The organism is Flavobacterium olei, from assembly GCF_039749035.1.
Taxonomy (GTDB): domain Bacteria; phylum Bacteroidota; class Bacteroidia; order Flavobacteriales; family Flavobacteriaceae; genus Flavobacterium; species Flavobacterium olei.
Genome location: NZ_JBDKWC010000005.1, coordinates 464,851 through 477,808, shown reverse-complemented (window position 1 = coordinate 477,808; position 12,958 = coordinate 464,851). Strand labels below are relative to the sequence as shown.

7 protein-coding genes are annotated in these 12,958 nt (G+C 38.2%); all 7 read right to left on the bottom strand.

The genetic code is table 11. The annotated features are described in order from the left end of the window. Positions 1-25: 25 nt before the first annotated feature. The 7 genes from ABEB31_RS15555 to ABEB31_RS15525 all read right to left on the bottom strand — a co-directional run bounded on the left by ABEB31_RS15555 (position 26) and on the right by ABEB31_RS15525 (position 12,846). The gene (locus ABEB31_RS15555; protein ID WP_347052556.1) at positions 26-1,456 is read right to left on the bottom strand and encodes a glycoside hydrolase family 125 protein; all 1,431 of its coding nucleotides are present in this window, start codon (positions 1,454-1,456) and stop codon (positions 26-28) included. 41 nt (positions 1,457-1,497) lie between these two features. Continuing rightward, on the bottom strand, positions 1,498-3,789 hold the full coding sequence (locus tag ABEB31_RS15550; RefSeq protein WP_347052555.1) for a GH92 family glycosyl hydrolase: 2,292 nt from the start codon (positions 3,787-3,789) through the stop codon (positions 1,498-1,500). Positions 3,790-3,797: 8 nt separating this feature from the next. Then, positions 3,798-5,606: a glycoside hydrolase family 2 protein gene (locus tag ABEB31_RS15545; RefSeq protein ID WP_347052554.1), complete on the bottom strand. Its 1,809-nt coding sequence runs from the start codon at positions 5,604-5,606 to the stop codon at positions 3,798-3,800. A gap of 96 nt (positions 5,607-5,702) precedes the next feature. Then, a complete protein-coding gene (locus tag ABEB31_RS15540) occupies positions 5,703-6,887 on the bottom strand; it encodes a glycoside hydrolase family 76 protein (protein WP_347052553.1) in 1,185 nt (394 codons plus the stop codon). A gap of 62 nt (positions 6,888-6,949) precedes the next feature. After that, positions 6,950-8,074, bottom strand: a complete 1,125-nt coding sequence (locus tag ABEB31_RS15535; protein ID WP_347052552.1) for a SusE domain-containing protein — start codon at positions 8,072-8,074, stop codon at positions 6,950-6,952. 27 nt (positions 8,075-8,101) lie between these two features. Next, positions 8,102-9,727, bottom strand: coding sequence for a RagB/SusD family nutrient uptake outer membrane protein (locus ABEB31_RS15530; RefSeq protein WP_347052551.1), 1,626 nt, complete (start codon positions 9,725-9,727; stop codon positions 8,102-8,104). Positions 9,728-9,738: 11 nt separating this feature from the next. Then, positions 9,739-12,846 (bottom strand): SusC/RagA family TonB-linked outer membrane protein, encoded by a 3,108-nt coding sequence (locus ABEB31_RS15525; protein ID WP_347052550.1) that lies wholly within the window; start codon positions 12,844-12,846, stop codon positions 9,739-9,741. Positions 12,847-12,958 lie beyond the last annotated feature (112 nt).

Here is a 12,958-nt window from a genome sequence, read left to right as displayed (position 1 = left end):
TATTAAAATTAAAATCAGTTACAGGTTATAATTCAAGCAATTTGGGATTGGTTTTGTACGTGTCCCATAAAAGCTCGCCAAACAAAGTATTGGTCCATGCAAACCAGGATCGGGTAAAATTCTTAGCATCATCTTTATGAAAAGATTCGTGCATAAAACCTGTATCTCCGTGCGAAGCTTTCAGCATTCTGATGCAATTTTTAATTTCGGCTGCATCAGAGGTTGTATAGGCTCTCATAACGAGTGACATTGGCCAGATCATATCCATACCAACGTGCGGTCCTCCCACTCCTTCGGCTACTTTTCCTTTAAAGAAGAACGGGTTATCTTCTGAAAGGATAAATTTTCGTGTATTTTGATAAATAGGATCTTTTACATCAATCGCATCCAAATATGGAAGACTTAATAAACTTGGTACATTGGAATCATCCATTAGTAAGTGACCTCCAAAACCGTCTACTTCAAATGCATAAATATCACCATGTTTTGGGTGTTTTACGATGGCGTGTTCTTTAATTGCTTTTGAAACTTCATCTGCCAGAGCTCTTAATTCTTTGGCAGTTCCGTTATCTTTTTTGATGGATTCCAGCATTTCTGCAGCCTGATTCATACTCGCTACAATAAAGAAATTCGACGGAATTAAAAAAGAAAAAACAGTTGCATCATCACTTGGTCTGAAGGCTGAGCAAACTAATCCAACTGGTTTTACAGGATAACCGTATCCTTTTAACGGTCTTGTATCGGTTGCAAACTGAGTTGTTCTCTGAAAAGTGTACGGATTTTTACCATCTTTTTGCTGTTGATCCCTGAAAACCTTTAACGTGGTTTTAATAGCTTTTACCCAATTTTCATCAAAAGGTGAAACGTCTTTCGTATTTTTCCAGTAATTGTACGCTAAACGAATCGGATAGCAAAGTGAATCTATTTCATATTTTCTTTCGTGAACGCCGGGTTTCATATCCGTGTGATCGGTTGTCCACTCTCCTTTTTTGTTCGGATCATTATAAAATGCATTGGCATACGGATCTTTCAGAATGTATTCTGTCTGTCTGTTTATTACGCCGGCAATCAGGTTTTTAAGTTTTTCGTCTTTTCCTGCAAATGCCATATACGGCCAAACCTGCGCAGAACTGTCCCTCAACCACATGGCGTCAATATCTCCCGTGATTACGTAAGTATCTGGTCTGCCGTTTTTCTGTGAATAGGTTACTGTCGTATCCAGTGTATTTGGAAAACAGTTATTGAAAAGCCATCCCAGTTCTTTATCTTTTACATTTTTTTGAAATTCAGCAATTGTCTTTTCGATAAACTCACTTTCAAAATTTCTTTTGTTTTTAGCAACCCTGACAATTGGAAAATCTTTAACCGCTTTTGTTCCTGCTATTATTTCCAACGGATCGATAAGCGCTAAACTGCTAAATAAAACTGTGTTTTGGATAAATTTTCTTCTTTGCATAATTATATATTTTTAAAATTGTGAAGGAAAAAACCCTTCGTTTATTCATTTGATAAAGAGTATGGAAAATCTTCTTTTTTGGTTCCTCTGTTTGTGTTTGGCGTGGCAGACATCTCAAAATCCAGCGTCGCACCTTTCATCAGATCAGAATGACTGAGCCAGTTTTTCGCATACACTTTTCCTCTGATTTTCATTTCTTTTACGTACCGATTCTGTTCGCTGTTTGCGGGAGCATTAATTATAATAGATTTTCCATTTTCCAGCTGAATAGTGGCTTTTTTGAATAACGGCGCACCCATTACATACTGATCTGAGGCTGGTGTTACGGGGTAAAATCCTAAAGAAGAAAAAACATACCACGCAGAAGTCTGACCGTTATCTTCATCTCCGCAATAACCATCGGGAGTGGCATGATACATTCTGTTCATGGTTTCGCGTACCCAATATTGTGTTTTCCACGGTTCACCACCATAATTATAAAGATAAATCATGTGCTGTATCGGCTGATTCCCGTGTGCATATTGCCCCATATTCGCAATCTGCATTTCTCTCATTTCGTGAATTACGCCTCCGGAAAAATTGGAAGTTGCAAATACCGGCGGAGATGAAAAAACTTTGTCTAACTGGGAAACAAATACTTTCTGACCTCCCATTAAATCCACTAAACCTTGTATATCATGAAAAACAGACCATGAATAATGCCAGCTGTTACCTTCTGTAAATCCGTTAAACCAGAGAAAAGGATCAAACGGTTCCATAAATTTTCCATCCTTATTTTTAGGACGCATGAGATTGTATTTAGGATCGAAAAGATTTTTATAATTGAAACTTCTCTTTTTGTACAACTCAATTTCTGATTTTGGCTTATTCAAAGCTTTAGCCAATTGGTAAATAGCAAAATCATCGTATGCATATTCTAATGTTCTGGCGGCACTTTCGTTAACTTCATCATTCGGAACATATCCTAAAGCATTATATGAATCTGCTGCCGCGCGTCCAACTGCTTTCATCGGACCCGCATTGTTTGCGCCATGAATTAACGCTTTGTACAAATTCTCGATATCGTATTTTTTTACTTTTCCGCTTTTTAAATACGCTTCAGATACAATCGAGGCAGAGTTGTTTCCGACCATAATGTCGCGTAATCCCGGACTTGACCATTCCGGAAGCCAGCCGCTTTCGTTAAACGCATTCGATAAACCTTCCTGCATTTGTGTATTCAATTCCGGATACATTAAATTAAGAAATGGATATAAAGCTCTGAAAGTGTCCCAAAAACCAGTGTCGGCAAACATATAACCCGGCAAAACTTTCCCGTTGTACGGACTGTAATGCACCACTTTTTTATTTTGATCGTATTCGTAAAATTTCCTCGGAAAAAGAAGCGATCTGTACAAACACGAATAAAAAGTCCCTATTTGGTCCGGTGTTCCTCCGTCTACTTTAATTCTTGCTAATTCTTTGTTCCAGATGGCTTTACCTTTCGCTTTAAGCGCATCAAAATCATTGGTACCAATTTCTTTCAGATTAATTTCAGCCTGATCATAGCTTATAAAAGAAGATGCCACCTGAGCATTTACTATTTCACCTGCCTTTGTTTTAAAACCTATTACCGCACCGGCGTGATCTGCTTTTGTCTCTAATGCTTTTGCTAAAACATCTCCATTAAAAGTAGAAGTCAGTTCAAAATCCTTATCAAAAATAATGACGAAATAGTTTTTAAAATTTTCAGGAACACCTCCGCTGTTTTTAGTCGTGTAGCCGATAATTTTTCTTTCAGAAGGAATAATTTTCACATACGAACCTTTATCAAAAGCGTCAATTATGATATAAGCTTTGTCTGTTTCCGGAAAAGTAAATCTAAATCTCGCAGCTCTTTCTGTCGGAGTGATTTCGGTTGTAACATTATGGTCTGCGAGATAAACGCTGTAATAATAAGGCGTTACGGTTTCAGCTTTATGCGAAAACCAGCTTTGTCTGTCTTCTTCTTTAAATTTTAATTCACCTGTAACGGGCATGATTGAAAACTGACCATAATCATTCATCCAGGGAGAAGGCTGATGTGTTTGTTTAAAACCTTTAATCCTGTTAGATTTATAAGTATACGCCCAGCCGTCGCCCATTTTTCCCGTTTGCGGAGTCCAGAAATTCATTCCCCACGGCATTGCAATTGCGGGATACGTATTTCCGTTCGAAATTCCGTAATCGGAATCAGATCCAATTAAGGGATTAACCCAGTCAACGGGAAGTTGCGGCGTAATTATCTGCGTATTTTGTGCACTAACAAAAGTGAAGGCAAAAAGTAGAAATACAGTGGCGTTTTTTATTTTCATTTGCGATGCTAATTATTAATCGAATTAATTACCTCTTTGTTTATTTTATTTACTTCAGAAAAATTCATTTTATCTACTTTTCTGTCGTACGTCATAAAACCGTTAACTTCACCCTCTACATCTGTAGTCTGGGTATAAACCGCAGCAGAAAAGCCAGCTTTTGCCTGCGTTATCAATTGATCTGCATATTCTTTGTATTTGGCTGTCGTCTCGTCTGTATTTTTAAACTGTGTATAACCCCAGTTTTTGTCGCTCTGCCAAAGATGACCTGTAACGGGAAAACCGATTCCGCCATACTCGCCTAAAACGGTAATTCTTCGTGCATCGTACAGCTTTAATTCCGGTCCCGGATAATGATGAATGTCTAACATATCTCCCGTTTGAAAATGATTTCCTCCGCTGGACGAATTAACCAGTCTGCCCGGATCGTGATTTTTGGTCCAGTCGGTAATTTCAACCGTTTTAAATTGTCCCCATGCTTCGTTAAAAGGAACCCAGACTACGATACTAGGATAAGAATATAAATAATCCATAATTTCACGCCATTCTTTCCTGTAAGTTTCCTCAGACTGAGCGGTTCTTTTCAATTCATTTCCGTCAAAATATTGATGCATCTGCCAAATGGGACCTGCATCGCCGCTTGGCATATCCTGCCAGACCATAATTCCCATTTTATCGCAATGCGTATACCATCTTGCCGGCTCCACTTTTACGTGTTTGCGAATCATATTAAAACCTAATTCTTTAGTGCGCACAAGATCATATTTTAAAGCTTCGTCTGTTGGCGCGGTGTATAATCCGTCGGGCCACCAACCCTGATCCAGTGGTCCGAACTGAAAGCAGTCTTTATTGTTTAACTGAATTCTTACAATACCGTTCTGATCTCTTTTTGAGGAAATCTTACGCATGGCAAAATAACTTTTTACTTCGTCGGCAACTTTTCCTCCGCTAATCAATTTCACTTTGATATCATACAAAAACGGAGCATCCGGCGACCATAATTTAGGATTGTTTAAAACTAAATCCAGCTCTTGTCCGGCAACCGCTTTTTCTGATGCAATTGTTTTTGTGCCATCTAAGACTGTAATTTCGACAATATCTGAGGGATTACTTCCCTCAATTTCAGGTTTTATATGTATGGTGTTGCGGTCAATGTCCGGTGTAGTACGCAGGTTCGTAAAATGTTTTTTGCTGACCGGCTCTAACCAGACGGTTTGCCAGATACCGGTTACAGGAGTATACCAAATACTTTCAGGATTTTTAACCTGCTTACCTCTGGGCTGCGTTCCGTCATTTGTGGGATCCCAGACCTTAACAACTAATTTTTGAGATTTTCCGTTTAGATAAGGCGTGATATTAAAAGTAAAAGGAACGTATCCTCCTGTGTGTGTTCCGATTTTTATATCATTAATATACACTTCAGTTTTCCAGTCTACTGCTCCAAAGTGCAATAAAATGTCTTTACTTTTCCATCCGTTATCTACCGTAAAAGTGGTTTCATACCAAAGTTCTTTTTCTGAGCCTACGGTTTTCATTACACCGGAAAGGCTTGATTCTACAGCAAAAGGAACGAGGATTTTTCCATCATACCCTTTTGGCGCAGCTTGTCCTGCCGGTTGTATTGCATAGTTCCATAAACCATTGAGATTTTTCCATTGGCTTCGTTCCATTATCGGTCTCGGATATTCCGGAAGCGTATTATTGGGGTCTACCTGCTCTGCCCATTTTGTTTTAATTTTATCTCCCTGAGGTTTCCACTGCGCAAAACCGTTTAGTGCAAAAAGGAGAAAAAGTATTATGGTAATCTTATTTTTCATGTGATACTTTTAGGTTGAATAAATACTATAAAACCTGAAGGCCGTTTATTACCTTCAGGTATTACAAAAATTACTAAACAATACTACTTAAACTAACTAATCAAAATAGCCATCTTTATCCAGTTTGGCTGCTGCTTCAATTAACATCACACCGCTCAATTGTGTGGTTAGATCGACGCTGCCGCCGGCAGTTGGAGCTACTTTCCAGTTGTTTCCGGAAAGCATAGTTGGCCTTAAAATTCCTTTTTTATAAAATGTCTCAGCATTAAACTTTAAAAATGCCGCAAATTTCTCTTTATCTGTAGCATTAATTGTTGGATGTTCTGTTAGTTCAACAAAATAACGAATTAGAATTCCTTTGAATAAACCTCCATCTCCTTGTCCTTCGTCTCTAAGAAGTCCTTCTGAAAGCAACTTCGGACTGGTTAATACCGTTCTTCCCGATTTTAATGCATCATCCAGATACGTTTGCTCGTTTGTTGCTTTGTACAATCTTAAACCCGCACCGATCCAGGTTCCCATATTGTATGTAAAAACCCAGTCTTTATTGGTTGTAATCACGCCGTTTACTTCTGAAATATTATCCCAGACAGTTCCCGAAACAGGATCTACCAGATTGCTTTTCTGCCACGCATAAATTTTCTTTGCCCAGTCCAGATCTTCTTGCTTTTTGTCAATTTCGTACAATCTCATGGCAAGAATCACCGCCGGACCGTTGGACACCGCATTTTTTTGTCTTGGTGTATCCTGTTTCCAGGTTATTCCGCCTCCAAAAACATCACTCCAGCTTAGTTTTATTCTTCCCCATAAATAATCGGCAACATCTTTATATTCCTGATCTTTTGTGGCATCATAAGCGCGAAGGCAGGAATTAGCAAGCCAAAGCATATCGTCATTAAAAACATTGTTGTATGTATTATTTCCATTTTTAACTTTAATTCCCTGAACTAAAGCTTTCATTCTGGTTTTATAATTGTCATTATTGGTTCTCAGATATCCGTCAACCAAGACATCCAGAACATGCGCATTTGGCCAGTAATTAAAGGTACCATTTCCTGCATTATTCTGCACAAAAGTTCCGTTGGTGCCCAAATAATTGTTGTAAGTTGAATTCTGTAAAGAATCGGCTGTTTGTGCCCAGGTATATTTAAATTCGGTACCAACTTCTCCGTTGGGATCACGCAACGGAATCGGATCATCATCGCAGGAAGTGACCAATAACCCAAATCCCACTGCCATAAGCAATGCGACAGTATAACGTGTTGAAAATAATTTTTTCATAATATAATTTCATTTAATAAAACGTCTCTCAAAGATCTCCTTAAGAGACGTTTATGGGTTATCTACAAAACTTTAAAACTGTGTGTGTACGCTGGTGAGGCTGCACTAAAATTAATTTCTGCATTTACGTTCTTATTGTCTACTGCAGAAGCAAATTTGAAAGAGTTACTCCAGAAATCATTAGTTACCGGAACCATGTACCAGTACGAAGCTGCTACATTTCCGTCAGGACGACTGTTATCGCCATTAACACTTCCGTACCATTCTTCGCTGGTTGTGGCACCGTTTACTACAGTAAATTTAAATTTATAGCGTTCGTCTCTACCCCATGATTCCTGTTTGAAAGTGATGAGTTTATTATCTGCTTTCCAGATACCGCCTCCGGCATACGTGTACTCAAAAAGGTATTGACCAAGCGGAGGAAACCATAATTCGACTTTTTTGATTTCTGTCATAGTTGTCCCGCCATTACTGAAGTCTACAACAATTCTATATACTTTTGCTTCTCCTGAATAAGTAGTTTCACCATCTTGTTTTAATTTGCCTTCATTAACTGAGAAAACTTCCGGTGTTCCGTTTTTTCTTGTAATGAATTTATAAGTACCCGGTCTTAATTTGGTATAAATTTCAAATTTTGTTGCACCAAGCTTTTTGAAAGACTGCGCATTGGCAACAGTTTCACCATTTTCAGAACCTGTTCCTGTAATAAATAACTGATCAGGAGTTGGGAATCCGCTTGGGGTTAAAAATTCGATAACACCTGATACGGTTGATTTTTGAACGTTAATTCCTTTAGAAGAATAAACGGTCCATTTCAATTTTCCGATGGTTTCAGACGGAATTCCTGCCAGTATGGCGATTTTATTTAAATCTGCAAAAGAAAGATTAAGTGTCTTTTGAAAACCATTTCCATCAGAAGGAATTGTAAAAATTGGTTTAGAGAAATCGCCGTTTTCCTTATCAAAAACCACGTCATAAAGTACCGCTCCATTGTCTTCCGCTTTAGCGCCTTCCCATTCAAAAACTGCAGAACTCTGAGCGTTAAGGTCAAAAAACTTGTTGTTAGCAGGAGAATAAAGTGCATTAACAGCGGTTACATTTGTATGATCCATTTTTTCATCATTATCGCAGCTTACAAGAAATACTGCACATAATAGAAATACTAATTTGATATAAATATTTTTCATGTTTTTATTATTTAGGTTAGTTAGTTTTTACCAGTTTGGATTTTGGGTTAAATTAGTATTAATCAAACGCTCGTCTCTTGGTATAGGCCACAAGTAATGTTTTGAAGGATCAAAATTTCTTAAGTTTACTCTTAAGTAACCGTTATCTACAGACGAGATACCAAATTTTGCTCCGTGTGCATATCCGTTTAAAACATCTTCAGCAATTTTCCATCTTCTGATATCAAAGATTCTTAAACCTTCCATACCAAATTCTGTACGACGCTCATTTCTAATTACTTCTCTAAGCCCTTCTTGCCCTAATGCACTATTATAAGATAAAGCTTCTGCATCTGTAAAACCGGCACGGCTTCTTAAAAGCTTAATCGTCTGATCCCAAATTGTGCTTGTCATTTGGTTCAGTTCATTTTTAGCTTCAGCATGCATTAGTAATATATCTGCATATCTAAACAACATTAAATTTAATCCTGATTTTAAATCTGTTCCATGCTGCATATCATAATACTTGCGTGTAAAGTAACCTGTTGGTGTAGAAGAAGATCCCTGTACAAACTCATCAGGATGATTTGCCGTTGGAGAAGATCCCGGTTTAATGTAAATGATGTGTGAACTTCCGTCAGCTTCTTTCCAGACATATTTATCATAAACCACTGTTCCTGTTAGTCTCGGATCTCTGTTAACGTAAGGATCATTTTCGTTGTAGCCTGATCCTGCTTCGTTTATTCTTTTTCCGTTAAGCATAATGTAACTGTCTACCAATTCCTGTGTTGGAGCAAGAGCATTTAATCTTGCACCCGCAGATATTGGAGCCATATCAAAAAATTCGCCCCAGGTTCTGTCTGTTGTAACGTATTGCAGGCTTAAGATATCTTCACTGCTATATTCGTTTGCCTGTTGAAAAAGACCTTCATAAGAAGGAAATAAACTGTACTGGCCGTACGCCATAGCCATAAATTGCTCTGTTACCTGCACCACTTCTGCCCATTTTCCTTCATACAAAAGAACTCTTGCTTTTAGGGCTGCAGCAGCTCCCATTGAGATTCTTCCTCTTTCTGAAGATGCAATTTGGGTGTTTTTGGGTAAAGACGGCGTTATGGCATCCAATTCACTTAACACGAACTGAATTACTTCTGCGTGCGGCGTTCTTTTAATTGTTGTTGCTTCTGACAAAGATGGATCTTTCTGCAACAGCGGAATATCGCCAAACCATGTTGTCAGTTGAAAATGCTGAAACGCTCTTAAAAAACGTGCTTCGGCTTTCATTCTTGCAATTACAGCCGGATCTGCATTAGGCACTCTGTCGATATTTTCCAATAAAATATTACAGGATTTAATACCAGCGTATCTGTCATTCCATTCGGTTTTTAATCTTCCCAGCGAAGGATCATAAAGTCCGGCTCCTATTGAAGCTGCTCCTGCATTATCACCTCTTCCGTTATAAGCGTTATCAGAAAGCCCTTCATTATAAAAGAAATATTCACTTTTTTGCATTTGCGAGTATGCCGTGTTGAGCATCATCTGAGCTTTGTCTACACTAGTCCAGTAATTCGCATCTGTAAATCGGTCTTCTGGCGACTGATCCAGGTCCTCGCAGCTTACCAATAGTAATAATACTACCGGCACGAATTTTATATATTTAAATATGTTTTTCATTTTGATTTTTTTTAAAAGCTGATATCAATACCCATCCCGTAATACACCTGTGTTGGAAAAGCTCTTCCGCTGTTTGCGCCGTTAGTGTACATGTTACTGTTAAATTCTGATAGCTCAGGATCAACAAATTTTACTTTTGATAAGGTTAAGAGATTTTGTCCCGAAACATACATGCGGAATCTGCTCATACCTAATTTTTCTGCTACGTCATTTGGTAGTGAATAACCTACCTGTACGTTTTTAAGTCTTGCGTATGCACCATCATACAGATACATGTCAGAACCATTTCTGAAGTTGTTTGTATTGGATTGTGTACCATTGTTTGCCAGCCTTGGATATCTTGCATCCGGATTTTGAGGGCTCCAGTAATCCAGTTGGTGCGTATACATTGTCATCCCGTAATTGTAATGGAACGGTTCTACAAGCTCTCCTCTGATCATCATGGTTCTTTTACCAACTCCCTGAACAAATACACTTAAGTCAAAGTTTTTATAATCTACATTATAAGTGACCCCGAAAGTATATCTTGGAAAAGGATTGCCAAAAATGAATTTATCCTTGTCGTCTATTTTTCCATCTTTGTTTACATCTACATAACGGTTGTCACCAGGAACGACATTGATTCCGGCAGGAACTGCTGCTCCTTGAATCTCTTCGATGTTTTGGAAATATCCGTCTCTTTTTAAACCAACATAGGAATTAAAAGGAAGTCCTTCGCGCAAAATAACCTGAAGCTCTTCTACTCCTGTTAATCTCTCCTGCCCATTATTATAGTCCAGAACTTTGTTTTTAGAATCACCAATATTTACGGTCAGACTTTGATTTACTGCTTTTCCTTTATGTCTGTAAGTAGCGCTTACCTCCCAGCCTCTGTTTCCTACTTTTGCTGAATTAAAATCTGGAAGTCCTGTACCGTATACTCCCGGAACTTGTGGCGGAACAAGAATATCTGAAGTCACCTTGTCAAAGAAATCAAATGAAAATGACAGTGCTCCTTTAAAGAAATCTGCGTCAAGTCCCAAGTTTAAGGTCGCTGCCTTTTCCCATTGCAGGTCAGCGTTTGCAAAGTTAAATCCTGCACCGCTTACCGCTTTATTATCAAATCCGTAATTATTCTGTATTGCAAAGTAAGTTGTTTGATATTGGTAATTGTTGACGTTCTGATTTCCAACAAGTCCGTAAGAAGCTCTCAATTTAATATTACCTACATTGTTGTTGTAATTTTCCATAAAGTCCTCTTTCGTAAGTGCATACCCTAAGTTTGCAGACGGGAAGAATCCCCAACGAATTTCATCTCTGAATTTTGATGAACCATCGTATCTAAAACTAAATTCTGCAAAATATTTTTCTTTGTAATCGTAAGAAGCACGACCAAAAAGAGAATTAAGACTGCTTACAGGAGATGCCGGATTTCTGTTCGTATCTGTTCCGTTAGAATTATACGAGTCCGGTCCGATCACTGTTTCGCTGGTTGGTGTTCCCAAATCAGGATCTGTAAATTTCTTGTAGATTGCTGTGCGTCTTTCATTATGGCTTTCGTTAGAAACACCTACTAATGCGCCCACATTGTGGTTACCAAACGCTTTATTATATTCTAATAAAAACTGCGTATTCAAATCCAGGCTTTTGTTGGTTTCGTCTCTGGTATCACGGTCAGCGCCATACACTCCTTGTGGGGAAAACTGAACCTGCTTAACTCTGCTAAACATGCTTCCGTTCCATAAGCGTCCTCCAAAAACTCCTCTTACTTTTAACCCATCTGTAATTTTAAGTTCGGCATTTAAAGCTCCGAAAAGATCATCATTATCATATTTTCTAAAACCACCCTGTTCTAAGATACCTAATGAATTAAACTGTTGTAAAACATCGTTTGTCAGGTAGTTACCATCTTTATCTTTTTGAGTATAGTATAACGGAACCCTGAAAGCATCCACCATTAAAGTACTGGTATTAGAAGAGTGGTCGTTAATCAGTTGTTTAGAATAAGCCATTGTAGACGTCAATTTAAACCTGCCATACTCATTAGTAAAGTTCATTCTAAAGTTATAACGCTCCATACCTTTCGTAGGTCCAACAAAAGTACTTCCCTGATTGATGTACCCCAACGAAACTAAATAAGTGGAGTTTTCATTACCTCCTGAAACCGAAAGACTTTGATTAATCTGCGCTGCCGGTCTTACAATTTCGTCCGCAAACCATTCTGTATCTCCTTTAGCTTTTAATTCGGCAATCTTAGCTGCTGTAAATACTGCTGTAGATTCGCCTGAGTTAAATGCAGCTTCATTTCTCAGCATCGCATTTTCGTACCCGTGAACCGGCGCAGTAAAATATTTAGGCGTATTGAAACCCACAAGACTACTGTACTGAACAGACATTGGCTTACTTTTACTTCCTTTTTTAGTTGTAATAAGTACAACACCATTACTGGCTCTGGATCCATAAATGGCAGCACTACCTGCATCTTTTAATACAGAAATGTTATCGATATCCGCAGGATTCAGTGAGTTAATATCTCCTCCTACAATTCCATCAATCACTATTAAAGGACTATTATTTCCTAAAGTACTTACTCCTCTAATATTAAGATTAATACCAGCACCAGGCTCAGAATTAGTTTGTTGTATGATTAAACTGGGAGCTTTTCCCTGCAATGCCAAAGTCGCATTAACATTTGGTCTTCCTTTAAAAGCCTCATTATTTACCTGATCAATAGCTCCGGTAACCTTCCTTTTCTTTTGGGTACCGTAACCTACTACTACCACTTCATCTAATGCCGATACATCTTCCTGCATCGTTACATTGATTACGCTTCTGTTGTTGACTTTTACTTCAACTGGTTTGTAGCCAACCATGGAAAATCTTAAGGTTGCATTACCATTGTTTAAGGTAATCGTGTAGCGCCCGTCAAAATCTGCATCAACTCCATTTTTAGGATTACTTACATCTATCACCGAAACTCCGGGAAGAGATAAGCGGTCTGAGAGAGAAGTAATAACCCCGGAGACCTTAATTTTTTGATCCTGCGCGATTACGTGGTTAAACCCGCAGCATAGCAAAGCAATTGTAAGGAAAAAACGCATACAGAGCATCCTTTCCATTCTGCAATTCGAATGTTTCATCATGAAATATTTTGGTTAGTTAGCAATAATTGAATTAATAAAAAACGGTAAAAAACGGTTTGTAGAAAAACTGCTTTACACTGTCTGAAGTTTTTTGACCTGATTAAAAGTT

Coding starts and splice junctions, on each gene's coding strand:
- ABEB31_RS15555 (WP_347052556.1), bottom strand. CDS start 1,456: ATGCAAAGAAGAAAATTTATCCAAAACACAGTTTTATTTAGCAGTTTA.
- ABEB31_RS15550 (WP_347052555.1), bottom strand. CDS start 3,789: ATGAAAATAAAAAACGCCACTGTATTTCTACTTTTTGCCTTCACTTTT.
- ABEB31_RS15545 (WP_347052554.1), bottom strand. CDS start 5,606: ATGAAAAATAAGATTACCATAATACTTTTTCTCCTTTTTGCACTAAAC.
- ABEB31_RS15540 (WP_347052553.1), bottom strand. CDS start 6,887: ATGAAAAAATTATTTTCAACACGTTATACTGTCGCATTGCTTATGGCA.
- ABEB31_RS15535 (WP_347052552.1), bottom strand. CDS start 8,074: ATGAAAAATATTTATATCAAATTAGTATTTCTATTATGTGCAGTATTT.
- ABEB31_RS15530 (WP_347052551.1), bottom strand. CDS start 9,727: ATGAAAAACATATTTAAATATATAAAATTCGTGCCGGTAGTATTATTA.
- ABEB31_RS15525 (WP_347052550.1), bottom strand. CDS start 12,846: ATGAAACATTCGAATTGCAGAATGGAAAGGATGCTCTGTATGCGTTTT.